A 25,429-nucleotide genomic window follows, 5' to 3' on the forward strand; every position below is an offset into this window, starting at 1 on the left:
GGCGCACGGGTGCGTCGGGGCTGTGGGCATGCACCGTTGCACGCCCACCACGCCGCGGTCCAGTCCTCCAGCGGCGGGACGTCCCGGACCGTCCCGATTGGCCACGCTAACTCGGACCTTGAACGACTTCGTTCCATATCCGCGAACTTGTCAATACATCGACACACGGAAGGCACACATTTGTTAACACTTGCCACTTCAGTATGAAGCTCACCCAAAAGCCACGATGCCGCCCATCGCGACGACGAGCAGCAGGAGCAGCAGCAGTCCCGCGTACCGGAGCAGACGGCCGCCGTCCCGTTTCTCCGCCTTCTCTTCCGGCGGTGTGTCCCACCACGGCAGCGTGGGGTCGTCCTCGTACTCCCCCGCCCGCTCCGCACCCGGCGTCCGGTCCGGGACGGCCGCCGCGCGGGGCCAGGCCTGGACGGCGAGCTCCCAGCGGACCTTGACGCGCTCGATGTCGGCGTCGGCGAGACCGACGATCCGGCACAGGGCGGTCACCGCCTGCCGCGGCGGCGGCTGCGTGGCGTTGAGATAGCGGTGCCAGGAGGACTTGCTGTACGCGGTGCGCGCACCGAGCGAGGCCAGGCTGAGACCCGTGCGGTCCTTGAGCCGCCGCAGCTGCTCCACGAAGTGCCGCACCTCCGGCGGCAGATCGTCCGGCAGTGACTGCCAGGCACCCATCCAGCTCACCTCCACGGTGTCGGACGACGTCAGGGAGGCGAACGGTTCCCCTTGTGGCAGGGACCGGACACCGTAGCGGAACGGTCACTTCCGTGGCACAGCGCACTGACAGCCGTTGAACGGGGTGTTCGCCGTGCAAGAAGGTGGACGCAGACAGCGGCCCGTCCTTACTCGGGGGAGAGGACGGGCCGCCGTCGTCGCACGCGGGGTACACCTAGCTGTCGACCGTGAAGTGCAGGGTGTCCTTCAGGAACGGGATCTCCAGCCAGGGGTTCGGCTGGGCCATCATCGACAGCAGGACGATCACCGCGCCCAGCAGGCCGTAGGTGACGATGTCCGTGAAGCGGGAGCGCACCGCGAGCATGCCGACGTCCCGCACCAGCCAGCGCAGCACGGCTCCGGCCACCAGCGCGGCGCCGATCAGCATCGTGCCGTAGCGGAAGACGTCGAGCGCGGTCATCAGCAGGCCGACCGCGACCGCGCTCAGCACGAGGAGGATCGGCCACTGCCGTGCGGGCGCGGGGGCGTCACTCGGCGCGGCCCGGCCGCCGCCCTCGGGGCGTGCGGTGTCCTTGGTGAACAGCGGGAAGCGGCGGGTGGTGCGACGCGGCCTGCCCGCGGCGTCGGGGGCGCTGATCGCGTCCCGCACCTCGATGTCCGCGTCTTCCGCGGCGCCCTGCCCCTCCGGGGGAGTCGTGTCAGCCTGCACTGCGCTCCGCCGCCTCGACCACGTTGACGAGCAGCTGGGCCCGGGTCATCGGGCCGACACCGCCGGGGTTCGGGGAGATCCAGCCGGCGACCTCGGCGACGCCGGGGTGGACATCGCCCACGATCTTGCCCTCGGCGCTGCGCGAGACGCCGACGTCGAGAACGGCGGCGCCCGGCTTCACGTCCTCGGGCCGGATCAGATGGGCGGAGCCGGCGGCGGCGACGATGATGTCCGCGCGCTTGAGGTGCGAGGACAGGTCGCGGGTGCCGGTGTGGCACTGGGTCACGGTCGCGTTCTCGCTGCGGCGGGTGAGCAGCAGCGGCATCGGGCGGCCGATGGTGACACCGCGGCCGACGACCACGACCTCGGCGCCCTTGATCTCCACGCCGTACTGACGGAGCAGGGTGAGGACGCCGTTGGGGGTGCAGGGCAGCGGGGCCGGCTCGTTGAGCACCAGGCGGCCGAGGTTCATCGGGTGGAGGCCGTCGGCGTCCTTGTCCGGGTCCATCAGCTCCAGGATGCGGTTCTCGTCGATGCCCTTGGGGAGGGGCAGCTGGACGATGTAGCCCGTGCAGGCGGGGTCCTCGTTCAACTCCCGCACCGCCGCCTCGATCTCCTCCTGCGTCGCCGTCTCCGGCAGTTCGCGCTGGATGGAGGCGATGCCGACCTGGGCGCAGTCGCGGTGCTTGCCGGCGACGTACTTCTGGCTGCCGGGGTCGGACCCGACGAGGATCGTGCCGAGGCCGGGCGTGATGCCCTTCTCCTTCAGCGCCGCCACGCGGGCGGTCAGATCGGACTTGATCGCGGCTGCGGTGGCCTTGCCATCGAGAATCTGGGCGGTCATGACCCCATCCTCGCGGATGACCGGGTCCCGGTTCCAATCCGGGTCCCCGGGCGCCTGTCCCGCCGTATCCGCTCATGATCAGCCATGTTGCACTTGCACAACACATGCGGATTGCGGCTGGACAACGAACCGGCCACTGAAGAACGATTGTGGCCACAGTGCCGCGGGCTGTACCGGGGGGACGAACCGCATCTGTTGAACATTCCTCCGAACCGTGCCGCTCGTCGTCCCCGCACATTCGGTAAACGGAGGAAACACCGCCATGAGTTTCGGCGATCCGAACAACCCCTACGGGCCCCCGCCCCAGCAGCCGCCCCCCGCTCCCGGTTACGGCTACCCGCAGCAGGCCCCGCCGCCGCCCGGCATCCCGCCGCAGCACCAGGCGTACCCCGGTTACCCGCAGCAGCCGGCCTACCCCGGCTACCCGGGCGTCAACAACATGGTGCCGCAGTCGATGCCGGGTCTCCTGGTGACGGCCCGTGTCTTCCTGTTCATCATCTCGGCGGTGCAGATCATCGGCGCGCTGGCCTTCCTCTACTTCGCCGCGTTCGCCAGCGATGTGTCGGACGGCGCCGACGAGCTCGGGTTCAGCACGGGCAGCGACGGCGCCGACATGGCGGCCGGCGTCTTCGGCGTCTTCGCCCTGCTCGCCGCCGCGCTGGCGACCCTGTCCATCACCCTCGGCGTCAAGTTCGGCCGCGGCGGCCAGGGCATCCGGATCACCACGGTGATCTACGGCGCGCTCGGTGCCATCGTCGGACTCGTCAGCCTGTTCGTCGGCCTCGACTCCGGGTTCGCCTCGGCGGTCATCGGCCCGCTGCTGTGGCTCATCTTCGGCGGCATCATCGCGGCCGCCCCGGTCACGCCGAGCGGCACCGCCTGGTTCGCGCGCCCGCGCTACTGAACGGTGCGTGACCGAACCGGCTGCGAACACCCCGTTCGCGACTGAACAGTTCGCGCCATTCCCGTCCAAGGGCCGTGTCTCACCCGTACGAGGGGAGACACGGCCCTGGTGCGTCGCCCTAGGCTGATGCGGGTAGCCGTCAGGCACGGGGAGACGCACCTTGTACAGCATCATCGTGGTACCTCCGCCGACCACGGAGGACGAGCGAAACCGCACCCAGATCAGGCTCGCCCCCGGCGAGCGCCTCACCTTCGGCCGGTCCGCCCGGGAGAACGACCTGCGGATCGCCCATGACGGGGTGTCCCGCAGAGCCGGTGAGATCACCGCGCAGGGCGCCTTCTGGATCCTCAGCAACCTCAGCCGGGAACAGACGTACGTCGTCGAGAACCCGGAGGGCGCCGGCGAGCACATCAAGGTCGGCCCGGGGCGCCTGGACGCCCCCGTCCCCTTCGAGTTCTCGCGGATCGTGCTGCCCGCGGCCGGTGATCTGCTGCCCGTCGAGGTGTGGGCGCCGCGCCACGACTACCGGGACGGCGAGAGCGAGCGGGACGGCGACACCACGGCCGCCGCGTTCTCGCTGGACGCCTCCAAACGCTACTTCGCGGTCCTCGCCGCCCTGTGCGAACCCCGGCTGCGCGGCGCACCGCACGCCCCGCTGCCCACCGTCGACCAGGTCGTGGACCGGCTGCGCCCCAACTGGCCTGCGGCGTCGCGCACTTCGGTGCAGTGGAACATCGACTACCTCGCCGTGAAGCTGCGCCTCAAGCCCGGCCCGGACGAGGCCGACACCGGCCCGCGTCTCAACGGCAAGAAGGAGTCGCTGGTCTCCCTGGCACTCCGCTTCGATCTCGTGCGCGAGGACGACCTCGTCGTCCTGACGGAGCCGTCCGGCCGGGTCGCCCGGTGACCGAGCCCTACGCCGTCCCGGTGCCGAAGGGGTATCGGGTGGGCGGCTGGGAGGTGCGCGAGCCCCTCGCCACGGGCGCCTTCGGCAGCGTGTACGAGGGCCGCCGGACCGGCGACGGCGACCCGCGCACGGCCGCCCTGAAATTCCTGCCGACCGGCACCGGAACACCCCGGCAACTGGCCCATCTGCGCGAACTCGTCGAGCGTGAGGTCGAGTTGTACCGCCGGCTGAAGCAGCCGCGGCTGATCCGGATGTACGAGACGCTCGTCGTCGACGACCCTGAGCGCCCCGAACTCGACGGTGCCACCGTCCTCGTCCTGGAGAAGGCGGAAGGCTCCCTGAACGCCGTACGGCTCCCGGCGCCCGGTCCCCTTCTCGCGCAGATCTGCGAGGGCCTGGCCCAGCTGCACCATGCCGGGTGGGTGCACGGGGACCTGAAACCGGCCAATGTGCTGCTCATGGCGGACGGTTCGGCGCGACTGGCCGACTTCAACATGGCGGCGGAGCTGGAGGGCACGCACGCGTACACGCCCGCCTTCTCCACGCCCGACTACACACCGCCGGAGCTGCTGTGGTCGGAGATCGGCGAACGGGGCCGCCGTATCCGCCCCTCCGCCGACGTCTGGGCGTTCGGCGTCCTGGCCCATCTGCTGCTCACCGGTTCCTTCCCGCTGCCCGGCGGTACCCCGTCGGCCCGCCGGGACGCGGCCTCCGCGTACGCCCGGGGCACCGACGAGCTGCGTCTGTCGCCCGAACTGCCCGGCGCCTGGCGGGAGATCGTGCGGGAGTGCCTGGCCCGGACGCACGCCGAGCGCATCGGCACCCAGGCGCTGTTACGGCAGGTGGAGGCCGCGGCGGGCACGGACCGCTCGCCCCGGCTGCGGCGGCGCCTCTCCCGTCGGACAACTGCCGCCGTGTCGGCCGCCGTCGCTGTGATCGCGCTGGGGTTCGGCGTCTGGGCGGGGCAGGACGACGGTTCCGACGCCAAGAACACCGACGCCGCGGCCTCCTACGGCGCCGCCGAACTGCGTACCGGCAAAGGTGTTCCCGTGGCCTACCGCCGTCTCATCGTCGACTCCGCCCATGACTGCCAACAGGCGGAGGTCACACCGGCGTTGCTCGCCGCGATGCTCAAGACGGAGAGCGGCTTCGATCCGGAGCTGTCGGATCCCGCCAACAACGAGTTCGGCATCGCCCGCTGGACCCCGAGCGTCCTGCGCTGGTGGATCCGGGCGGACGGCGTACCGGCGAAGGAGACTCCCGCGCCACCCCTGACCCCCGCGCAGTCCATCCCGGCGATGAGCCGCTACCTCTGCTTCATCGAGCCGCGTCTGAAGACCTCGCTGCCCGGTGACCGCCGGGTGCTGCTCGCGGCCTCCTACCGGACCTCGTACAAGAAGGTGAACGCCGCGGGCGGCGTTCCCCCGAACCAGCGTGCCTACGCCGCCCGCGTCGCTCACTGGCTCAAGGAGTACACGCCGTCCGGCGGGCAGTGACCCTGAGAGTTCTGAGGTACCTGCCCGCGACGCCCCCTGGAACGGTGGTCCCGGAAACACCGACCACGTTCATTCATGGGGGAACCATCATGAACATCGTCAAGCCCGCCGCACTGCTCGTCGCGGCCACCGCCCTGTTCGCCGGCTCCACGGTCGCGGCCACCGCCGCGACCGGACCGACCGGCGGATACCACCCGGACGGCACCCGGGTGACCAGCCTCCAGCAGACCGCCGACGAGGTGCTCGGCAAGGACCAGAAGGTGCTGTCCGCCTCCGCCGACAAGATCGCCTACGAGGGCCTCGACGTCACCAAGGCCCCGAAGGGTGACTTCAGCGCCCAGGACCTGGCCTGCGGCTACGGTCACCTGTGCATGATCGTCAAGGGCACCAAGTTCGACTTCTACAAGTGCCAGACGTGGACCGTCTCCAACTGGACCGGCGACGGCCCGTTCACCAACAACCAGACGCCCGGCACGGTCGCCAGGTTCTACAACAAGGACGGCAGCGAGCGCTGGTCGTCGACGGCGTACCAGGCCGGCACGGCGACCTGGGACCCGATCTACTCGCTGCGTCCCTGCTGATTCTCCCCGAACCCTCCACCTGACACGCCGTATCACGGAGGAGCTTCGGACTCTTCGAGGAACGTCCCCTACCCTCCCCCTCGTTGGACTGGGGGAGGGTGGCCCTCATGGAATCGGGCGAGGGGACGAATCCATGTACAGCGTCATCGTCGTACCTCCGGCATGCGCGCGGCCGGACGACCAGATCAGGATCGCCACGGGTGAGCGGCTCACGTTCGGGAGGGCCGGGGAGGGCGACGGCCTCACCATCACGCACCAGGGAGTGCCCCGGATCGCCGGGGAGATCTCCGCACAGGGCACCTTCTGGCTGCTGAGCAACCGCAGCGAGCACCAGACCTACGTGGTGGAGAACCCGGAAGGGGCCGGGGAGCACATCAAGGTCGGCCCGGGGCGCGTGGACGCGCCGGTGCCCTTCGAGTTCTCGCGGATCGTCCTGCCCGCCGCGGGCGACCTGCTCACCTTCGACGTCTGGGCGCCACGGCACGTCTTCCGCAGTGTCGCCCGGCACGGGCTCTCCGGAGCCCTCACCGCACCGGCGTTCACCCTCGACCGCACCAAGCGGTACTTCGCGGTGCTGGCCGCCCTGTGCGAACCCCGGCTGCGCGGCGAACCGCACGCCTCGCTGCCGGCGGTCGAGCAACTGGTGGAACGGCTGCGCCCGGTGTGGCCTTCGGTCAGCCGCTCGGCCGTCTACTGGAACATCGACTACCTCGCCCTGAAGCTGCGGCTGCGGCCCGGCCCGGACACGGCGGAGCCCGGCCGGCGCGTCAACGGCAAGAAGGAGTCACTGGTCTCGCTCGCCCTCCGTTTCGACCTGGTGTGCGAGGACGATCTGGTGGTACTGGCCGCGCCGGCGGGCGAGGTGTTCCGGTGAACCGAGAACGGCAGGCCGTATCGGTGCCGAGGGGCTACCGGGTGGGCCGCTGGGAGGTTGCGCGAGCCGATCGCGTCGGGGGCGTTCGCCACCGTGTACGGGGCCCTCCGCGCCGACGTGAGCGAGGACGCCCCGCGCACGGCCGCCCTGAAGTTCCTGCCCACCGGCGCCCGCACGACGTGCGGCGTTCGCCATCTGCGTGAACTGGCCGAGCGGGAAGTCGAGTTCCTGGCCCGGCTGCGGTCACCGCGGCTGATCCGGATGTACGAGACCCTCGTCGTCGAGGACCCGGACAACCTCGAACTCGACGGCGCCACCGTCCTCGTGCTGGAGAAGGCGGAGGGGTCCATCGACGCCCTGCCGGATCCCGGTGATCCCGGGCCACTGCTCGCGCAGCTCTGCGAGGGGCTCGTGGAACTGCATCGCGCCGGGTGGGTGCACGGGGATCTGAAGCCCGCCAACGTGCTGCTGATGCGGGACGGTTCGGTCCGGCTGGCCGACTTCGGCATGGCCGCCGAGATGGAGGGCACGCACGCCTACGCCCCCGTCTTCGCCACCCCGGACTACACACCGCCCGAGCTGCTCTGGGCCGAGGTCGACGAGCGAGGCGCCCGGGTCCGGCCCTCCGTCGACGTCTGGGCCTTCGGTGTCCTCGCCCACGTCCTGCTGACCGGCGCCTTCCCGCTGCCGGGCGCCACACCGGAGGCGCGTTCCGACGCGGCGCTGCGGCACGCCCGGGGAGCGCGGAAGCTGCGGCTCTCCCCCGGGCTCCCGGATGACTGGCGGGAGATCATCCGTGGCTGTCTGGCTGCCGCGCACGCCGAACGCCTCGGTACCGAGGCACTCCTGACACGGGTGGAGGCCGCGGTCGGGATCGCCCGCTGCCCCCGCCCGCCCCGTCCGCGCCGGCGCCCCGTCCTGGCGGGCGCCGTCGCCACCGCGCTCCTGACCGTGTCGGGGCCCGGGGGCACGGCGGACGTCACCCGCCGGTCGGCCATGACGGGCGAGGGAACGCCGGAGCGCCGGCCCGTACTGGTCGCATCGGCGTCCCGGTCGTGCGGGTCACCGCTGCCGGACGGACCGCGTCGGCCGCTTCAGTGAACCGCGCCCACGAACCCGTGGGCGCGGGCCGCGCCAGGACAGCCGGGCGAGCGAGGCCGGGGCGTCCTGCCGCTCGGGAGTCCTGCCTCCGGTCACTTCCGCGGACAGCGCTCGCTCCATGGCCTCGGCTTCGGAGACGGTCCAGAAGGTGCCGGTGGACGCCCGGCCGTCCCACACCGAGCGCACCTGCGAGTAGCCTTCGCGAACCGGCTGCGGCGCTCCCGCTCTGGCGCGCCGCAGCCTTCTCGCACATACGCCCGATCCCCCCGTGTTCGGCACGCTAGCCTCACATCAACTGGCGCGACGCCTGGGCACGTTGAGGCAGAACAGCACTCGGGGGACACATGACGGACCAGCGGCACCCCACGCCGCCGTACCGCGCCGCGCTCATACAGGCGGGCGCCGATCCACTGCAGCCCGCCGACCCCGCCCGGATCGGACCGTACGTACCGCTCGGGCGGCTCGGCAGCGGCGGGATGGGGCGCGTCTATCTGGCACGGCCCGCCGACGACACCGCGGGGCTCGCCGCGGTGAAGGTGATCCGGCCCGAGTATGCCGAGGACCCCGAGTTCCGGCGGCGGTTCGAGCGGGAGGCCGCCGTGCACGGGCGGGTCGACACCCCGCACGCGCCGCGGCTGCTCGGCACCGGGTTCGAGCACGAACTGCTCTGGATGGCCACCCAGTACGTCCCCGGCATCAACCTCGCCGACGCCGTGCGCCATGGCGGCAGGCTGGAGCCGACCGGTGTGTGGAGGCTGGTGGCGGAGCTCGGACAGGCCCTCTCGGCGCTGGCCGCCGCCGGGGTCGTACACCGGGATCTCAAGCCGTCCAACGTGCTGCTGTCCACGCGGGGCGTGCACGTCATCGACTTCGGTATCTCGCAGGCCGTCGACAGCAGCGCGATCACCGGCACCGGCAGCCGGGTCGGCACGCCCGCGTTCATGTCCCCCGAGTATCTGCGGGAGGGCCGCTGCGACGGTGCCTCCGACGTCTTCTCCCTCGCGGGCACGCTGATCTACGCCGCCACCGGGCACGCCCCGTTCGGCGACGGGACCGGGGTCGATGTCATGCACCGGGTGGCCTTCGAGGAGCCGAAGGCGGAGGTGATGTCCGAACTCGGTCCCGTGGACGGCCCGTTGGCCACCCTGCTGACCGCCTGCCTCGCCAAGGACCCGGCCGGCCGCCCCACCCCGCGGGAACTGATCGCGGCCGCCGCGACCGCGCTGAACGGTGAGGCACCCGACTGGCAGGAGCCCCTGGCCGGCCGCCTGCTCGACCGCCAGGAAGGCTGCGACTTACTGGAAGAGGCCTCGGCCGAGCAGACCGTCCACCTCCGCGCACCGGCGACTCCCGCGACTCCGGCGGTAACTCCCGTTCCCGGGCCGGGTTTCGGCCCCGCGACGCCGCCCGGGGCGTTCGGGGCCACACCGCCCGGAGCGTACGGACCCGCCACACCGCCCGGCCAGTACGCCCCCGGTGAGAACGAGACCCGACGCAGCCGGAAGAAGCCGGCCCTCGCCCTCGTGGCGTGCCTCGCCGCGGTCGCCGTGGCCGCGGGCGCGTTCTTCCTCACCCGACCGTCCCACGACTCGACGGCCTCGGACGCACCGACCACGAGCACCAGCACCGGCCCCGCCGCGGACGCCGAGGCGGCCTCGGCCCTGCCCGGCACGTCCGCCTCCCCCTTCCCGAGCACGGCGGAGGAGAGGAAGGAGCAGGCGGAGGAGGAAGAGAAGCACACGGAGCCGGACGGCGGCACCTCCGGCTCCGGCGACGGCATCACCGGTACGCCCTCCGCGACGGCCACCCAGGGCGGCACCGGCGGCACCTCGGGCGGCGCCGCCCCCACCCCGACCGCCACCGTCACCGAGACCGCGCCCACCCCCACCGACCCGGCCTGGATCTCCGACTGCACCTACTACTCCGGCACCGAGCTCACCAAACACGGCGACAAGGGCCAACGCGTCGTCCAGGTCCAGTGCATGCTCACCAAACGCGGCTACAGCGTCGGAGACGCGGGCGTGGACGGCCGGTTCGGCAACTCCACCCTGGCCGCGGTCAAGCAGTTCCAGGGTGCGAAGGGGCTGGAGGTCGACGGGCGGGTGGGTCCCCAGACGTGGGCGGCGCTGCGGAGTTCGACCTAGCCGCCACCTGGCCGACGTCCAGCCGCCGCCTAGCCGACTATGTGGCGCAGATACGCCCGCGGGTCGTTCAGATAACGCCGCCAGTGCTCGACCAGCTCCAGTTCGTGCCACTCGACGGAGCGCATCCCGTGCTCGCCGACCTCGATGATCTCGGCGCCGGGCAGTGCGGTGAGCAGGGGTGAGTGGGTGGCGCAGATGATCTGGGCGCCCGTCCGGGAGAGGTCGTCGAGCACGCCCACGAGTTCGAGGCAGGAGGCGAAGGACAGCGCGGACTCCGGCTCGTCCAGGACGTACAGGCCGGGGTCGAGGAAGCGCTCGCGGAACGCCATCAGAAAGCCCTCGCCGTGGCTCATCTCGTCCGGGATGCCGGACAGGCGGCCCGTGTTCCGTTCGCGGCCGAGGGCGTCGAGCGCGGTCTCGGCCCGCAGGAAGAAACCCCGGCGGCGGGTGTGGGGGCCCCGCAGCATCCGGCGCCCGGCCACGGTCGCCTCGAACCGCATCCGGCCGCCGAGCACCGACGGCTCCCGCGGACCGGCGTAGCGATGGCCCGCCGACCCGCCCCAGGGATCGAGGCCGAAGGCCTCCGCCAGCGCTTCGACGAGGGTCGACTTGCCCGAGCCGTTCTCCCCGACCAGGAAGGTGACCGGCGCGGTGAACCGCAGTCCGTCGTCGAGCAACTGCCGCACGCACGGCACCGACCACGGCCACACCGGGCCGCCGCCGGGCGCCAGTTCGTCCTCGGCCACATGGGCGTACGCGCGTTCCACGATCATGCCGCCAGGCTCTCACCCGGCACTGACAACGGCAGGGCGGCGACGGGGTGAGAGCCCCGCCGCCGCCCGAGTACCGCCCGCGACTCAGTGGAAGAAGTGCCGCGTCCCCGTGAAGTACATCGTCACGCCGGCCTTCTTCGCGGCCTCGACGACCAGCTCGTCACGGACCGAACCGCCGGGCTGGACGACCGCCTTCACGCCGGCCTCGACGAGGATCTCCAGACCGTCGGGGAAGGGGAAGAAGGCGTCGGAGGCGGCGTAGGAGCCCTGTGCGCGCTCGGCGCCGGCCCGCTCCACGGCCAGCTTCGCGGAGTCGACGCGGTTGACCTGGCCCATGCCGACGCCGACCGAGGCGCCGTCCTTGGCGAGGAGGATCGCGTTGGACTTCACCGCGCGGCAGGCCTTCCAGGCGAAGGACAGCTCGGCGAGCTCGGACGCGCTCAGCGCTTCGCCCGTGGCCAGCGTCCAGTTCGCCGGGTCGTCGCCGTCCGCCTGGAGGCGGTCGGTGACCTGGAGCAGCGCGCCGCCGTCGACGAGCTTGAGCTCGACCGGGTTCGCGGGGGCCGCCGGGGCCTTCAGGACGCGGATGTTCTTCTTCTTGGCGAGGGCCTCCAGGGCCCCCTCCTCGTAGTCCGGCGCGACGATGACCTCGGTGAAGATCTCGGCGACCTGCTCGGCCATCTCCTTGGACACCGGTCGGTTGACCGCGATCACGCCGCCGAACGCCGACAGCGGGTCACACGCGTGTGCCTTGCGGTGCGCCTCGGCGACGTCCGCGCCGACCGCGATACCGCAGGGGTTGGCGTGCTTGATGATCGCGACGGCGGGCTCGTCGTGGTCGTACGCGGCACGGCGGGCGGCGTCCGTGTCCGTGTAGTTGTTGTACGACATCTCCTTGCCGTGCAGCTGCTCGGCCTCGGCCAGGCCGCCACCGCTGCCGTCGACGTAGAGCGCGGCGGGCTGGTGCGGGTTCTCGCCGTAGCGGAGGGTGTTGTTGCGCTCCCAGGTGGCGCCCAGGAAGTCGGGGAACTGCGACTCGTCCACGGGCGCGTAGGAGGACGCGAACCAGGAGGCGACCGCCACGTCGTAGGACGCGGTGTGCTGGAAGGCCTCGGCCGCGAGCCGCTTGCGGGTGGCGAGGTCGAAGCCGCCGTCCTGGACGGCGCTCAGGACGTCGGCGTACCGCGCGGGGCTGGTGACCACGGCCACCGAGGGGTGGTTCTTGGCGGCGGCGCGGACCATCGACGGACCGCCGATGTCGATCTGCTCCACGCACTCGTCAGGCGAGGCGCCCGAGGCGACGGTCTCGCGGAACGGGTAGAGGTTGACGACAACCAGGTCGAACGGCTCGACACCCAGCTCGGCCAGCTGCCGCTGGTGGTCCTCCAGGCGCAGGTCGGCGAGGATGCCGGCGTGCACGCGCGGGTGCAGCGTCTTGACGCGGCCGTCCAGGCACTCGGGGAAGCCGGTGAGCTCCTCGACCTTGGTGACGGGGACGCCGGCGGCGGCGATCCGGCCCGCGGTGGACCCGGTGGAGACGAGCTCCACGCCCGCCTCGTGCAGGCCGCGCGCGAGGTCTTCCAGACCCGTCTTGTCGTAGACGCTGACGAGCGCCCGTCGGATGGCCCGCTTGTTGCTCTCGGCGGTCACTGGATAACTACCTTTCGTCCCTCAATGCGATAGCCGTTGCGGGCTAGCCGCCCCACGACATCGACGAGCAGCCTTCGCTCGACTTCCTTGATGCGCTCGTGCAGAGCGCTCTCGTCGTCCTCGTCCCGGATCTCCACCACGCCCTGCGCGATGATCGGTCCGGTGTCGACGCCGTCGTCGACGAAGTGGACGGTGCAGCCGGTGACCCGGGCGCCGTACGCGAGCGCGTCACGGACGCCGTGGGCGCCGGGAAAACTGGGCAGCAGCGCGGGGTGGGTGTTCACGAACCGCCCGCCGTAGCGCGCGAGGAACTCCTTGCCCACGATCTTCATGAACCCGGCGGACACCACCAGGTCGGGCTCGTACGCGGCCGTCGCCTCGGCGAGCGCGGTGTCCCACTCCTCGCGGGTCCCGTAGTCCCTGACCTTGCACACGAAGGTGGGGATCCCGGCGCGCTCGGCACGGGCGAGCCCCTCGATGCCGTCGCGGTCGGCTCCTACGGCCACGATCTCGGCGCCGTAGGCCTCCGCGCCTGCCTGGCCGATGGTGTCGAGGAGCGCCTGGAGGTTGGTGCCGGATCCGGAGACCAGCACGACGAGGCGCTTGGCCACGGGCTTGGCGGCCACGGTGGGGCCCTTTCTCGGGGGAGCGTTTTCCGTACGGTCGACCGTATGTACGTTCGTACGAATGCTTCGCGCCCCGGGATACGGGGAAGTCTACGAAGCGGCCGAACGCCAGCAACGATACCGGCACTCCGGGCGGCCCCCACGGGACGGGGGCGTGGCCGGAAGGTAGCGTCTGGGAGGGCCCGAGTCGGGAACGTGGTCGTCGTGCGGTGCGTTTCCGAAGTGAAGGCTCACGCCAGACCGCCGTAAGACGTCGTATCACCTAGGGGAAGACGCTCACTTGATGCCGGACCGCAGCCTGCGACTCCTCACGCTCCCCCCGCAGTCGGTGCAGGGAGGGGAGCACCGCGGCGTGCTGCTGCGGGAGCGCCCCGCCTCTCCGCCCGACGCGCCCTCCGACAAGCCGGACCGGAAGGCGGAGGAGGACAACCCCTTCGCGCCGCCGCCGGAGGGCACCCCGGACCGTCCGTGGCAGCCGCGGCGCCCGGCGGACGACTCCTCCTCCGACGACGACGGCGCCCGCTCCCCGTGGGGCGGCCAGTGGAGCGACCGTCAGCCGGGCCGTTCCTCCGGCGGCTTCGGCGAGCGCCCCGGCGGCGGTCCCGGACCCGAGGGCCAGGGCGGCCCCGGCCCCGGCCCCGGCACGGGCATGCGGTGGGACCCGACCGACCCGGGCCAGCGCCGTGCGCGTTACTCGCTCCTGAGCGGTATGTGGGCGTTCTTCTTCGCCCTCTTCAGCTGGCCGTACGTCGCCCTGCTGCTCGGCTCGCTCGCCCTGTACTGGGGCATCAGCGCGCTGCGCGCCAAGCCGCGCACCCCCGACCCGGACACCCCGGCCTCCGAATCGGGCGGCCGCCCCCAGCGGACGGCCGCCATCAGCGGCCTGGTCACCTCGTCCCTGGCGATCGCGGTGGTGACGGCGACGTTCGTCCTGCACCTGGTCTACAGCGACTACTACACCTGCACGAGCGACGCCCTCACCAACGAGGCCAAGCAGTCCTGCAGCCAGCTCGTACCGGAGAAGCTCCGGGACATCCTGGCCCCCGGCTGACGCGGGGAGCGACGCCCGGCGCACCTCGCGATCACGGGGTCTCCGGCGGGTCCAACGGTGTCGACGCCTCCTTGAGTGCCGCCCAGCGGGTCTCGCGGGAGGCGTCGTCGTGCCAGGGCGAGCGAAGCGAGGTGGGGGTCCCCCCGCCCGGAGGGTGGGGGAGGGCCGCCGGGGCCGGGTAGGGGTCGGCGGGCAGGAAGTCGTACGGCTCGAAGGCGGGGTCGTCGTCGCCGGAGACGTAGAACGTGTCGGGCGCCGGGGTCGGTCGGCCGGCGGGCTTGCCTCGGGAGAACCAGCGGCGAGGCGAGGACGTCGGGGCGGACGGGCCGGCCCCGTGGCCCGGGGAGGGCCGGTCGTCCGAGGGGGCCTCCGGGGTCCCGGCCGCCGCCGAGAGGTTCGGAGCGGTCTGACCGGCGTCCCTCTTCCGCCGGAACCAGCCGCGCGCGCGGCCACCGGATGCCGATGCCTGAGGCTCACCGGCCCCGGATTCGTGTCCCCCACCGATCTCCGACGGCCGCGCCGCCGCCTCCGGGCGCACCGCACCGTGCCCCGGCTCGGACACGTCCGTGCCCGTCCCGCGCGCCTGCGCCTTCCCGCTCTTCGGCTTGCGCACCCGCCGTTCCCGGCACCGCCATGCCCGTAGCCCCAGGGCCGTGGGGATCGCCACCACCGAGGTCCACGCCAGCGCCGCCGCTCCCGTCAGCCACCACACCGGGCCGAACCAGGCGAGCGCGGCGACTCCGAGCGGTCCGCCCGCTAGTGCGGCGAGCGTCGCTACGGCGGCCGCGCACAGCAGGGCCGCGAGCCCGGCGGTACCGGCGGTCCGGCCCCGCGACCAGGGTGCGGCGGGCCCGTGCCCCGGCCGCTCACCCCCCTGCCCGGCGCCCCTCGCACCCGTCACCTGTACGCCGACACCCTTGCCCGGCGCCACGACAGACCCCCCGACCGTCGCTCCGGCGGCACCCCCGCCCCGCCCTCCGGCAGGCACCCCGCTCCCCTCATCCGCACTCCGGCTCCCCGCCCGCCCCACGAACCACCCCACCGTCATCCCGGCGACCACCGGCACTCCCGCGGCCGCCCAGTTCACCCACGTCGCCGTCCCCGGCCCCGGAACCGCCGCCAGCAGCGGGAACGGTGGCAGGAGGGGTGCGGGGGCGGCGGACAGGGGCCCCACCACATGCCCCGCCCCCAGGACGAAGCCCGGCCCCAGTGCGTACGACGCCGACCAGACCGCCGCGTTCGGCACCAGCGCCACGCACAGCAGCAGCACCGCGAACCGGCCCGACCAGCCCTCCGTCAGCTGGAGGAAGGAGAGCCGCGTCGCGTCGCCGTGCCACACCAGGGACGTGCCCAGGAGCAGCGCACCACCGCCCACCAGGACCGCCACCCCCGCGCCCGCGGCCCGCGCCGCCGTGCCGAGACGGCGGCGGGCGTCGGGGCCGAGGAGCAGACGCCGTACCCCCGCGGGAAGCGACAGCAGCGCGGCGTCCACCGGTTCGCGCGGACGACCGTACGCCGTCCAGACCCCCGCACCCGCCGCCAGCGTCACGACCACCGGCACGCACACCGCCGTCCACACCCACGCCGGCCGCAGCTCACCGCCCGCCGCATACAGCGCGACCCCCGTCCCGACGGCGAGATAGCCGAGGACCACCCCCGTGAACGCCGCCCATCCCGAAGCCTCCGTGGAGTCGTCCACCGCGTCCCGCGCCGCCCGGTGCACCAACCACACCGGCAGCACGACCAGCAGCAACGGCGTCACCCCCATCGGCGCCGGAACCCCGGACAGCGTGTCGGTGCGCACCAGTTCCGCACCGTGCGCCAACAGCCACAGCGCCGCCGCGACATGCAGCGCACCACCCGGCCCGCTGTCCGGATACGGCGAACTGATCCACAGCACCATCACCAGCACGGCGAGCGAACCGAGCCCGAGCCCCGCCGCGAGCGTGCCGGCCAGAAGGCTCGCGGCCAGTCCGGGCGACCGGTCCCGCAACCGGGTGAGCGGGGACGACTTGGGGGCTCGGCGAACGGTCATCTGGATCACGCCCGCCATGGTCCCAACGACACGCGCTTTCTCGTCGTAACAGGCGAACCCCCGAAGTGTCGCTCAATATACGACTATGTACTTTTTCGTACGAAGGGGCGCCCTGTGACACAGAGCCCTGCGACCCCACTCCCCCCGCCCGAGGAACGCCGACGCCTGCGCGAGGCCGGGTCCTTGACGCAGGCTCAGGTCGCCGAACGGGTGGGAGCCACCCGCGAGACGGTCCGCGCGTGGGAGTCCGGCCGTACGAACCCGCGGGGCCGGAAGCGGGAGGCGTACGCGAAGCTGCTGGACTCCTTGGCGGAGGTCGAGGTGACGGCCCCTCAGGGGGAGCCGACTCCCGAACCCGAGGAAGCCGTCGCCCCCCTGACCCCCGCTCAGGCCTTCGACGCGCTGTACGCCTTCTGCGCCCCGGCCCTCGTGCGCCAGTCCTACCTGCTCACCGGGCGCCGTGAACTCGCCCGCGAATCGGTCGAGCGGGCCTTTCAACTCGCCTGGCAGCGCTGGCCCGAGGTGGCCGTCGACCGCGACCCCGCCGGCTGGGTACGCGCCACGGCGTACGAGTACGCCCTCTCCCCCTGGCACCGCTTCCGCCCTCGATTCCGGCACCCGGAGCCACCGCCCGCCGACGCGTCGGACCGCGCCCTGATGGACGTACTCCTCAAGCTCCCCCCGCCGCACCGCCGCACGCTGTTGTTGTACGACGGCGTGGGCCTCGACCTGCCCGAGACCGCGGCGGAGACCGAGGCGAGCACGCCGGCGGCGGCGAACCGGCTGCTGCACGCGCGCGAGGCGGTCGCCACGAGGCTGCCCGCGCTGGCCGACCCCGTCGAGCTGCACCGGCGACTTGCCGAACTCGCCTCGACGGAACGTCTGCGGGCCGCGAAGCCGCCGACGGTGCGGACGGGGAGCGAGCGCAGGGCGCGGTTCTGGACGCGGGCTGCCATCGCCTTCACGGTGGCGCTGATCGGGACGACGGCACTGACGGTACGGACGGCTCCGACCCACTACGAGCCGCCGGTCGCGCCGGGCGCGGAGATCCAGGGGGTGCCGCCGCGGGTCGCGCAGGGCGCGTTGTCGGCGGCGGAGGCGGAGCTGCGGGAGAAGCTGCGGGGCGGGATGACGAGCGGGCCGGAGAGGCTGTTCCCGCTCAGTCGTTAGCCGCGGGCCGGTGGGGGCTGGTCGCGCAGTTCCCCGCGCCCCTGAAAGCGTGGGGTCAGCGCAGGTACCTCAGGGGCGCGGGGAACTGCGCGAACGGCCACGACGCGCCCGCAGCCGCCAGACCACAACGCGAGGCACATCCTTGAGCGCACTGTGGGCCCGCCCCCACCCGGGGAACGGGCCCACAACGCTCAGCCAGGCAGATGCTCAGCCGGCGAGGATCTCCCGCGCCAGCTTGGCCGTCTCGGTCGGCGTCTTGCCGACCTTGACGCCGGCGGCCTCGAGGGCCTCCTTCTTCGCGGCGGCCGTGCCGGAGGAGCCGGAGACGATGGCGCCGGCGTGGCCCATGGTCTTGCCCTCGGGCGCGGTGAAGCCCGCGACGTAGCCGACGACCGGCTTCTTCACGTTCTCCGCGATGAACGCGGCCGCACGCTCCTCGGCGTCGCCGCCGATCTCACCGATCATGACGATCAGGTCGGTGTCGGGGTCGGCCTCGAACGCGGCGAGCGCGTCGATGTGCGTGGTGCCGATGACCGGGTCGCCACCGATGCCGACGGCGGACGAGAAGCCGATGTCACGCAGCTCGTACATCATCTGGTAGGTCAGCGTGCCGGACTTCGAGACCAGACCGATACGGCCCGGCTTGGTGATGTCGCCCGGGATGATGCCGGCGTTCGACTGGCCCGGCGTGATGAGACCGGGGCAGTTCGGGCCGATGATCCGGGTCTTGTTGCCCTGCGACACGGCGTACGCGTAGAACGCGGCCGAGTCGTGGACCGCGATGCCCTCGGTGATGACGACCGCGAGGGGGATCTCGGCGTCGATCGCCTCGACCACGGCGGCCTTGGCGAAGGCCGGCGGTACGAAGAGGACGGATACGTTCGCGCCCGTCTTCTCGATCGCCTCGGCGACCGTGCCGAAGACCGGGATCTCGTTGCCGTCGATGTCGACGGACGTGCCCGCCTTGCGCGGGTTCACGCCACCGACGATGTTCGTGCCGTCGGCCAGCATGAGCTTGGTGTGCTTCATGCCCGTGGCACCGGTCATGCCCTGGACGATGACCTTGCTGTCCTTGTTGAGGAAGATAGCCATGGCTGTATCTGTCCCTCTTCCTTACTTCGCAGCCGCGAGCTCGGCGGCCTTGTCGGCCGCGCCGTCCATGGTGTCCACGCGCTGCACCAGCGGGTGGTTGGCGTCGGAGAGGATCTTGCGACCCAGCTCGGCGTTGTTGCCGTCGAGGCGGACGACGAGGGGCTTGGTGACTTCCTCGCCCTTGTCCGCGAGCAGCTGCAGCGCCTGCACGATGCCGTTGGCGACCTCGTCGCACGCGGTGATGCCGCCGAAGACGTTGACGAAGACCGACTTGACGTCGGGGTCGCCCAGGATGATCTCCAGGCCGTTCGCCATCACGGCCGCGGACGCGCCGCCGCCGATGTCGAGGAAGTTGGCGGGCTTGACGCCACCGTGCGCCTCACCGGCGTACGCGACGACGTCCAGGGTGCTCATGACGAGACCCGCGCCGTTGCCGATGATGCCGACCTCGCCGTCGAGCTTGACGTAGTTGAGGTTCTTCTCCTTGGCGGCGGCCTCGAGGGGGTTGGCCGCGTCCTTGTCCTGGAGGGCCTCGTGTCCCGGCTGACGGAACTCGGCGTTCTCGTCGAGGGAGACCTTGCCGTCCAGGGCGATGACGTCACCGGAGGCGACCTTGGCCAGCGGGTTGACCTCGACGAGGAGGGCGTCCTCCTCGATGAAGGTCTTCCACAGGGTGACCAGGACGTTCTCGACCTTGTCGGCGACCTCGGCCGGGAAGTTCGCGGCCTCGACGATCTGGCGGGCGACCTCGGGGGTCACACCGACGTTGGCGTCGATCGGCGTCTTGGCGACGGCCTCGGGGCGGGTCTCCGCCACCTCCTCGATCTCCATGCCGCCCTCGACGGACGCGATGGAGAGGAAGGTGCGGTTGGCACGGTCCAGGAGGAAGGAGACGTAGTACTCCTCCAGGATCTCCGGGGCCGTCTCGGCGATCATCACCTTGTGGACCGTGTGGCCCTTGATGTCCATGCCGAGGATGTTGGTCGCGTGCTCGACCGCCTCGTCGGCGGTCGCCGCCAGCTTCACGCCGCCGGCCTTGCCGCGGCCACCGACCTTCACCTGAGCCTTGACGACGGACTTGCCACCGAGGCGCTCGGTGGCTGCGCGGGCCGCCTCAGGCGTGTCGATGACTTCACCGGCCAGCACCGGTACATCGTGCTTGGCGAAGAGGTCCCTCGCCTGGTACTCGAACAGGTCCACGCGCTTCCGTCCCTATCAGTGATCTCGCGGTTCGTTGTCTGCGTGGGCGTGCCGCGAGGGCAACGTGACGTCCGACCGTGTCTGTCACAAGGGAGGCGCACACGGTGTCCGAGCGCGCGGCATGTCCGTCTCGCAGGTTATCGCTGCTTGCGGGAGGCCTCTAAATCGAGGGTCACACCTGAGCGGTGATACCTGTCACATGATGCCGCCCTCACTGGCACGCTGTGCCAGATGTGAGGGGCCGAGGGGGTCATGGGGAAGGGCCTCACCGGGCTGGGGTTGACCCGGTGAGGCCCCTTGAGCAGCCCCTGAGGGGGCACGGGGCAGTCGATCCCCACCCCAATGGGGACCGCTCCGCCCCGTCCGTGAGGTGTCGGCCGGACGGACCGACGGCTTTCGGCCGTCCGGGTCCTGCGTCCTCACGGAGTCGGTCGGTCCGCCGCTCTGATCGGCGGCGGGGGACGGTCAGGCGTTGTACGTGCCGCCGTACTGCCGCGCGTATCCCGGCGTGAGCGACTCGGCGACGCCCTGGACACCGGCGACGGCGTTCCCGGCGAGCGGGGTCACTCCGTGGGCCGTGTGACCGACGGCGGGTGCGACACCGCCGACGACGGGCGCCACGTCACCGACGACGCCGTACGCGAAGGGGGCGACGTCACCGGTGACGTTGTACGCGAGGTTCCCGGCGCTGCCCGTGACGCCCTGCACGACGGGCTGGACGAGACCGACGACGGGCTGCACGACTCCCTGCGCGAAGGAGTGGGCCTGTGCCGTCACGCCGTACGCCAGATCGGCGGTGTGCCCGGCCACGCCGTACGCGAGCGGCGCGACGCCGCCCACGACGGGCCGGACGTCGCCGGCCACGCCGTACGCCAGCCCGTCCGCGTCCGCGACGGCCTGCTCCGCGACCGGGACCACGCCGTGCACGGCCGCGTTCGCGACCGGCGGCAGCACGGCACCGGTGGCGTCGACGGCGACCTGACCGACGAGACCGGTGGCGTAGGCGGGTACGTCGGTGACGACACCGTCCACGACGGGGTGGAGGTCGGCGACCGCGCCGGTGGCGACGGGGGCGACGCCGTGGACGGCCGCACCCGCGAGGTGGTGGACGTCGCCGACGGTGGCGGTGGCGACGGGCCGGACGCCGTGGACGGCGGCCCCGGCGGTCTGCCCCACGCCCTGGACGGCACCGGCGGCGACCGGCTGGACGTCGGCCACGACGCCGTGGGCGAGCGCGGTCGCGGCGCCGACGGTGTGGTGGGCGGTGTACGCGACACCGGCGACCGTGCCGCCGACGACCGGGGTGACCTCACCGACCGTGTGGCCTACGACCGGGGTGACGCCGTTGACCACGCCGTGGGCGACCGGGCTCACACCCTCCACCGTGCCGGTGGTGACCGGAACGACCCCGGCGACGGCGTGCTCGGCGGTCGGGACGACACCGGCGACCGTCTGTCCGGCGACCGGGACCACTCCGTCCACGGCGGAGGTGGCCAGCGGGGGCACGGCCGCCGCGACCGTCTCGTCGACGATCGGGGCGACGATGCCGGGAACGGCGGCCACGGTGCCGACCACCTGCTGCCGGACCCCGTCCACGGTGCCCGTGATGTGGCTCGGGACGGAGGAGACACTCGCCCCGGCGGCCGTCGTGACGGTTCCGGCCTCGCCCCGGGCGACGGTGAGCGCGTCGGCGGCACGGCCCTCGGTCCCGGTGACCGTGGCCCGCGCGGCGCCGGTCACGCCGGTGGCGGTGCGGCCCGCGCCCGCGACGGTCTGGCGCGCCTTGGTCCGCACGACGCCGTCGACGCCCTGCGCGTGGGCACGGGCCGCCGACTGGACACCCTGGAGCTTGGTCTGGGCGCCGGCCAGAGCCCGCTCGAGCTCCGGGGCGAAGGCGGCGAGGGGACCGAAGAGGTAGTCGACCTCGTCCTGCGGGGCGCTCGCGTCGGAGACGGTGGCCCGGACGGTGGTGACGGTCTCGTCCCCTGCGGCCTTGGCCTTCGCCTGCGCGGCACGGGCTGCCTTCGCGCCCTGGATGGCCGCGGCGCCCTTGATCTTCGAGGCCTTGTTCGAGGTCGCGGTGGTCTGCGGGACGGTGACCTTCGCGTCCACGTATCGGCGGGCCTGGTCGGTGGTGGCGATGCCCGCCGTGTCGGAGACCGTGTCGGTCGCCTCGGGCATGTCCGCCTTGGGCGTGACCGTCGCGGCGGTGTTCTCGACCGTCGAGGTCACGCCGGAGACGGTGTCCTGCACCTCGGTGCCGACGCCGTCGACCGTGCCGGTCAGGGCGTCCGTGACGTCGGTCGTCGTGTCGGACACGGACAGCGAGGAGGCGGGCAGTTCGTCGGCGCCGGCCACGGATGAGCCGAGCGCCCACGCGCCGGTGACGCCGGCGGCTATGACGATGGAGCGGCGGATGTTCTTGTTCATGCGTGCGTCAGATCCTTTAGATCCTGGGAGGTCCGAAGCTCCCCGGAGGCCTGGGACGGACGGGCTCCTGAACGCCGCGGGCGGCCTTGCAGGAGGAGGTCCGTGGCGGAGCTCCGGTGCTTCGGATGGCTGGGGACACTCGGTGCCGGTTCCGGCCGCGATGCCCCGGGGGCGGGGTTCTGCGGGGCCGGATTCGGCTTCGACGGTTTCCGTCCGGTGGCCCCGAGGGGGTCCGGACAACGGGCGGACCTGTGCCGCCCCTGCGGCGGCAGGTCTACGGCGGGGAGTCCTGCCCTATGCCGGAGAAACCGGAATGTCCCGGTGCCGGTCCCGGGTCTCGAACGCGTCGGCACGCACAGCGGCTCCGGCCACGAGCCGCACCACTGCCCGGTGGTTCAGGGACACGGCGTGTGCGTCCCCGTGCCGCGACGAACCGCTGTCCGCCGTCGGCCGGCTGCCTAGCGCACCGCTCTGGTCATCGCCGGGCGTCTGCGGTACGGGCGCGTGGGCGCCCTGCACGGCACGGTGCCCGCCGGTCTTCGCCGCCGCCCCCGTCGTGGAGGCACCGGCGACGGACGGCGGACCGTAGAAGGCGGCCGCGGCCGCTGTCTCGGCTGAGCGCCTTCCGACGGCGTCGCCCTGCGGCGAGTCGGCCACCGGGGACTCCGGCTGGGGCGTCGTCGCCGGCGGTGTCTGTCCCGGGAGCGTCTGACCCGGGAGCGCGGGCAGGCCCGGGAGGGTCGGCAGCTCCGGAAGCTCGGGCAGGCCGGGCGGCTCGGTCACGGGCGGGGACGGCAGGCTCGGCAGCGGCATCTGCGGCCGCGCCTGCGCCAGTTGTCCGGTCACCGTGTCCACCAGGTCGCCGACCGGCTGAAGGACCTTGCCGTCCACGACATCGACGACCTGCTCGGTCACCGGGCGCAGGACCTTGTCGTCGACCGACGTCGGGAGGGTGTCCGTCCGGGGTGCCGTGTGAGGGACCTCGGGTTCGGCCGGCGGCTTCGCCGACCGCCCCACCGCGCCGCTCGTCAACGACCGGACGCCGTCCGCCGTCTTCGCCGGAACGGCCCCGGATGTCGCCGTCGTGGTCGGTATGCCCTCCGCCGCGTTGGCCCGTCCTCCGCAGAGGAACCCGAGCACGAACAACCCGCCCACCAGCAGCGCCACTTGCAGCGCACGCCGCCCGGCCGCCGTGCGCAGGCTGCGCAGAGCGGCACCGGGCAGTGCGGCCGGCCAGGTCAAGAGGGTGGTCCTCCCGTGCGGCGGAACGAATCACGCGTGACGAGCGACGAAGTCGGTACGACGCGGTACGGACGAGCGGTGCGCGACGCACCGCTGACAAGGCACAGATAGTCGCACGGGAGTGCGGAGGTTACGCAAGCCCCCCGTTACCGATGCGACTCATGTCCGTTTTGCCATCTCAATTCGGATGTCGCTGGGTCGACAAATCACCACCGATTCACCGTCGTTCCTCTCCCTCCGGCCGCCGGTCCGGTCCCCGTCATGCCGTGTCCGGGACGGGGATCGGCCGCTTCTCGATCGCCGCCGCCATCACCTCCGGGAACAGGTCGGGGGTACAGGCGAAGGCCGGTGCGCCCAGCGCGGCGAGCGCGGCCGCGTGCTCCCTGTCGTACGCGGGAGCCCCTTCGTCGGACAGCGCGAGCAGCGTCACGAACTGCACCCCCGACGCCTTCATCGCCGCCACCCGCTTCAGCATCTCGTTCCGTATGCCGCCCTCGTACAGGTCGCTGATCAGCACGACCACCGTCTCGGCGGGGCGGGTGATCTGCGACTGGCAGTACGCGAGCGCCCGGTTGATGTCCGTACCGCCGCCGAGCTGGGTGCCGAACAGGACGTCGACCGGATCGTCGAGCTGGTCGGTGAGGTCGACCACCGCGGTGTCGAAGACGACGAGCCGGGTGTTGATGGACCGCATGGAGGCGAGCACCGCCCCGAACACGGACGCGTAGACGACCGACGCCGCCATCGACCCCGACTGGTCGATACAGAGGATGACCTCCTTCTTCACCGACTGCGACGCCCGCCCGTACCCGATGAGCCGCTCCGGCACGATCGTCCGGTACTCCGGCAGGTAGTGCTTGAGGTTGGCCGCGATCGTGCGGTTCCAGTCGATGTCGTGGTGGCGGGGCCGGCTGATACGGGCGCTGCGGTCGAGGGCGCCGGTGAGGGTCGCCCGCGTGCGTGTGGCGAGCCGCTTCTCCAGATCCTCGACGACCTTGCGGACCACGGCCCGTGCCGTCTCCTTCGTCGTCTCCGGCATCGCCTTGTTGAGCGAGAGCAATGTGCCGACGAGATGCACATCGGCCTCCACCGCCTCCAGCATCTCCGGCTCGAGCAGCAGGGTGGCGAGACCGAGCCGCTCGATCGCGTCACGCTGCATCACCTGCACGACGGAGGACGGGAAGTACGTCCGGATGTCGCCGAGCCACCGCGCCACGGAGGGCGCCGAAGCCCCCAGCCCCGCGGCACGCTCCCGCCCCGACTGCCCCTGCCTGTCCCCCTTCCCGTACAGCGCGGCGAGCGCCCCGTCCATCGCGGCATCCCGCCCCCCGAGCGCACACCCGGTCCCGTCGGCGGCATCACCCCCGAGCACCAGCCGCCAACGCCGCAGCCGCTCCTGCGCCGGGTCCACCACGTCGACCGTCATCCGGACACCCCCACGAGAGACTTCGCCACCGGACGCGCCGCAGCGGAACGCGTCGCCGCTGAGCGCGTTGCGGAAGGCAGCCCCGTCGCAGGCCGCGCCGAAGGAGAGACCGCTGCGGGCCGCGCTGCCGGAGCAGGCGCCGCGCCGACGCGCCCGGTCGTGGGTCGCGCCGCCGCGCAAGCCGTCGCGGCAGGTCGTCCTGTCACCGGCCGCGTCGTGGAGGGAGCCGTCGCCGCGGGATTTCCTGCCGCAGGCCGCGCCGCGGAAGGAGGCGCTGTTGCGGGCGGCTCAGTCGGCGGCCGCCCAGCCATGACCCTCTCTGTCACAGGCACCGCAGCCACCAGCCGTCCCGTCGCGGGCCCTGCCGTCCGGGGCCGTGCCCAGAGCGGCATCACCCGCACGATCGTCGTCGAGGCATCTGTCGCCAGGGCCCCTTCCCCGTCGCTGCGGACTGCCACCGCCTCCGCGGGCCTCCCCGGCTCGCCCGGTC

General features: G+C 72.4%; 20 protein-coding genes and 1 pseudogene. 9 read left to right on the forward strand and 12 right to left on the reverse strand.

From position 1 onward, the window contains the following. Positions 1 to 210 precede the first annotated feature (210 nt). From ACIOHP_RS02175 to ACIOHP_RS02185, 3 genes are all read right to left on the reverse strand, one after another. Positions 211 to 684: a helix-turn-helix transcriptional regulator gene (locus ACIOHP_RS02175; RefSeq protein ID WP_361550929.1), complete on the reverse strand. Its 474-nt coding sequence runs from the start codon at positions 682 to 684 to the stop codon at positions 211 to 213. Between the two features lie 214 nt (positions 685 to 898). Then, positions 899 to 1,393, reverse strand: coding sequence for a DUF3017 domain-containing protein (locus ACIOHP_RS02180; RefSeq protein WP_401882515.1), 495 nt, complete (start codon positions 1,391 to 1,393; stop codon positions 899 to 901). Continuing rightward, positions 1,383 to 2,237 carry a bifunctional methylenetetrahydrofolate dehydrogenase/methenyltetrahydrofolate cyclohydrolase gene (locus ACIOHP_RS02185; protein ID WP_266888854.1) on the reverse strand — a complete coding sequence of 285 codons (855 nt, stop codon included), beginning with the start codon at positions 2,235 to 2,237 and terminating at the stop codon, positions 1,383 to 1,385. Before ACIOHP_RS02185 ends, ACIOHP_RS02180 begins: the two co-directional genes overlap by 11 nt. A gap of 262 nt (positions 2,238 to 2,499) precedes the next feature. Here ACIOHP_RS02185 and ACIOHP_RS02190 point away from each other — a divergent pair, with 262 nt between their 5' ends. From ACIOHP_RS02190 to ACIOHP_RS02220, 7 genes and pseudogenes are all read left to right on the forward strand, one after another. Next, positions 2,500 to 3,141, forward strand: coding sequence for a hypothetical protein (locus ACIOHP_RS02190; RefSeq protein WP_361550925.1), 642 nt, complete (start codon positions 2,500 to 2,502; stop codon positions 3,139 to 3,141). Between the two features lie 160 nt (positions 3,142 to 3,301). Continuing rightward, positions 3,302 to 4,048, forward strand: coding sequence for an FHA domain-containing protein (locus ACIOHP_RS02195; protein ID WP_361550922.1), 747 nt, complete (start codon positions 3,302 to 3,304; stop codon positions 4,046 to 4,048). Beyond that, on the forward strand, positions 4,045 to 5,544 hold the full coding sequence (locus ACIOHP_RS02200) for a protein kinase (protein ID WP_401882519.1): 1,500 nt from the start codon (positions 4,045 to 4,047) through the stop codon (positions 5,542 to 5,544). Before ACIOHP_RS02195 ends, ACIOHP_RS02200 begins: the two co-directional genes overlap by 4 nt. Positions 5,545 to 5,633: 89 nt before the next feature. Continuing rightward, positions 5,634 to 6,125, forward strand: a complete 492-nt coding sequence (locus tag ACIOHP_RS02205) for a hypothetical protein (RefSeq protein WP_401882522.1) — start codon at positions 5,634 to 5,636, stop codon at positions 6,123 to 6,125. A 133-nt stretch (positions 6,126 to 6,258) separates the two neighbouring features. Beyond that, positions 6,259 to 6,999, forward strand: a complete 741-nt coding sequence (locus ACIOHP_RS02210) for an FHA domain-containing protein (RefSeq protein ID WP_401882525.1) — start codon at positions 6,259 to 6,261, stop codon at positions 6,997 to 6,999. Continuing rightward, positions 6,996 to 8,046: pseudogene (locus ACIOHP_RS02215) on the forward strand (protein kinase); the annotation flags it as partial. The gene ACIOHP_RS02210 and the pseudogene ACIOHP_RS02215, both read left to right, overlap by 4 nt. Positions 8,047 to 8,444: 398 nt before the next feature. Continuing rightward, positions 8,445 to 10,244, forward strand: coding sequence for a protein kinase (locus ACIOHP_RS02220; protein ID WP_401882528.1), 1,800 nt, complete (start codon positions 8,445 to 8,447; stop codon positions 10,242 to 10,244). A 29-nt stretch (positions 10,245 to 10,273) separates the two neighbouring features. Here the strand turns inward: ACIOHP_RS02220 and ACIOHP_RS02225 are convergent, their stop codons facing one another. From ACIOHP_RS02225 to purN, 3 genes are all read right to left on the reverse strand, one after another. Beyond that, complete coding sequence (locus ACIOHP_RS02225; RefSeq protein ID WP_401882531.1) at positions 10,274 to 11,017, reverse strand: AAA family ATPase; 744 nt, start codon at positions 11,015 to 11,017, stop codon at positions 10,274 to 10,276. An 84-nt stretch (positions 11,018 to 11,101) separates the two neighbouring features. Next, positions 11,102 to 12,667, reverse strand: coding sequence for a bifunctional phosphoribosylaminoimidazolecarboxamide formyltransferase/IMP cyclohydrolase (gene purH, locus ACIOHP_RS02230; protein ID WP_307026895.1), 1,566 nt, complete (start codon positions 12,665 to 12,667; stop codon positions 11,102 to 11,104). Next, positions 12,664 to 13,293: a phosphoribosylglycinamide formyltransferase gene (purN, locus tag ACIOHP_RS02235; protein WP_361550912.1), complete on the reverse strand. Its 630-nt coding sequence runs from the start codon at positions 13,291 to 13,293 to the stop codon at positions 12,664 to 12,666. The genes purH and purN overlap by 4 nt, the downstream gene beginning before the upstream one ends. 283 nt (positions 13,294 to 13,576) lie before the next feature. Here purN and ACIOHP_RS02240 point away from each other — a divergent pair, with 283 nt between their 5' ends. Then, complete coding sequence (locus ACIOHP_RS02240) at positions 13,577 to 14,344, forward strand: hypothetical protein (RefSeq protein ID WP_361550909.1); 768 nt, start codon at positions 13,577 to 13,579, stop codon at positions 14,342 to 14,344. Positions 14,345 to 14,375: 31 nt separating this feature from the next. Here ACIOHP_RS02240 and ACIOHP_RS02245 read toward each other — a convergent pair whose 3' ends face one another. Next, positions 14,376 to 16,397 (reverse strand): DUF6350 family protein, encoded by a 2,022-nt coding sequence (locus ACIOHP_RS02245; protein WP_401882534.1) that lies wholly within the window; start codon positions 16,395 to 16,397, stop codon positions 14,376 to 14,378. Between the two features lie 96 nt (positions 16,398 to 16,493). Here ACIOHP_RS02245 and ACIOHP_RS02250 point away from each other — a divergent pair, with 96 nt between their 5' ends. Then, entirely contained in the window at positions 16,494 to 17,549 is a 1,056-nt protein-coding gene (locus ACIOHP_RS02250; protein ID WP_401882536.1) for a helix-turn-helix domain-containing protein, read from the forward strand. Between the two features lie 207 nt (positions 17,550 to 17,756). Here ACIOHP_RS02250 and sucD read toward each other — a convergent pair whose 3' ends face one another. From sucD to ACIOHP_RS02275, 5 genes are all read right to left on the reverse strand, one after another. Continuing rightward, positions 17,757 to 18,641, reverse strand: coding sequence for a succinate--CoA ligase subunit alpha (gene sucD, locus ACIOHP_RS02255; protein ID WP_067438133.1), 885 nt, complete (start codon positions 18,639 to 18,641; stop codon positions 17,757 to 17,759). A 21-nt stretch (positions 18,642 to 18,662) separates the two neighbouring features. Beyond that, a complete protein-coding gene (gene sucC / locus ACIOHP_RS02260) occupies positions 18,663 to 19,841 on the reverse strand; it encodes an ADP-forming succinate--CoA ligase subunit beta (RefSeq protein WP_361550900.1) in 1,179 nt (392 codons plus the stop codon). A gap of 465 nt (positions 19,842 to 20,306) precedes the next feature. Then, positions 20,307 to 22,271: a hypothetical protein gene (locus ACIOHP_RS02265; RefSeq protein WP_401882539.1), complete on the reverse strand. Its 1,965-nt coding sequence runs from the start codon at positions 22,269 to 22,271 to the stop codon at positions 20,307 to 20,309. A 294-nt stretch (positions 22,272 to 22,565) separates the two neighbouring features. After that, positions 22,566 to 23,513: a hypothetical protein gene (locus ACIOHP_RS02270; RefSeq protein WP_401882541.1), complete on the reverse strand. Its 948-nt coding sequence runs from the start codon at positions 23,511 to 23,513 to the stop codon at positions 22,566 to 22,568. A gap of 259 nt (positions 23,514 to 23,772) precedes the next feature. Then, positions 23,773 to 24,939, reverse strand: coding sequence for a VWA domain-containing protein (locus ACIOHP_RS02275; RefSeq protein WP_361551081.1), 1,167 nt, complete (start codon positions 24,937 to 24,939; stop codon positions 23,773 to 23,775). Between the last annotated feature and the right edge of the window lie 490 nt (positions 24,940 to 25,429).

This window comes from Streptomyces sp. NPDC087859 (assembly GCF_044742595.1).
Lineage (GTDB): Bacteria > Actinomycetota > Actinomycetes > Streptomycetales > Streptomycetaceae > Streptomyces > Streptomyces canus_F.

What these genes read in the sequence shown, in the direction of transcription:
- ACIOHP_RS02185 (WP_266888854.1), bottom strand. Translation starts at nt 2,237, where the DNA reads ATGACCGCCCAGATTCTCGATGGCAAGGCCACCGCAGCCGCGATCAAG.
- sucD (WP_067438133.1), bottom strand. Translation starts at nt 18,641, where the DNA reads ATGGCTATCTTCCTCAACAAGGACAGCAAGGTCATCGTCCAGGGCATG.
- ACIOHP_RS02245 (WP_401882534.1), bottom strand. Translation starts at nt 16,397, where the DNA reads ATGGCGGGCGTGATCCAGATGACCGTTCGCCGAGCCCCCAAGTCGTCC.
- ACIOHP_RS02225 (WP_401882531.1), bottom strand. Translation starts at nt 11,017, where the DNA reads ATGATCGTGGAACGCGCGTACGCCCATGTGGCCGAGGACGAACTGGCG.
- ACIOHP_RS02275 (WP_361551081.1), bottom strand. Translation starts at nt 24,939, where the DNA reads ATGACGGTCGACGTGGTGGACCCGGCGCAGGAGCGGCTGCGGCGTTGG.
- ACIOHP_RS02190 (WP_361550925.1), top strand. Translation starts at nt 2,500, where the DNA reads ATGAGTTTCGGCGATCCGAACAACCCCTACGGGCCCCCGCCCCAGCAG.
- ACIOHP_RS02205 (WP_401882522.1), top strand. Translation starts at nt 5,634, where the DNA reads ATGAACATCGTCAAGCCCGCCGCACTGCTCGTCGCGGCCACCGCCCTG.
- ACIOHP_RS02175 (WP_361550929.1), bottom strand. Translation starts at nt 684, where the DNA reads ATGGGTGCCTGGCAGTCACTGCCGGACGATCTGCCGCCGGAGGTGCGG.
- ACIOHP_RS02210 (WP_401882525.1), top strand. Translation starts at nt 6,259, where the DNA reads ATGTACAGCGTCATCGTCGTACCTCCGGCATGCGCGCGGCCGGACGAC.
- ACIOHP_RS02220 (WP_401882528.1), top strand. Translation starts at nt 8,445, where the DNA reads ATGACGGACCAGCGGCACCCCACGCCGCCGTACCGCGCCGCGCTCATA.
- ACIOHP_RS02240 (WP_361550909.1), top strand. Translation starts at nt 13,577, where the DNA reads ATGCCGGACCGCAGCCTGCGACTCCTCACGCTCCCCCCGCAGTCGGTG.
- ACIOHP_RS02265 (WP_401882539.1), bottom strand. Translation starts at nt 22,271, where the DNA reads ATGAACAAGAACATCCGCCGCTCCATCGTCATAGCCGCCGGCGTCACC.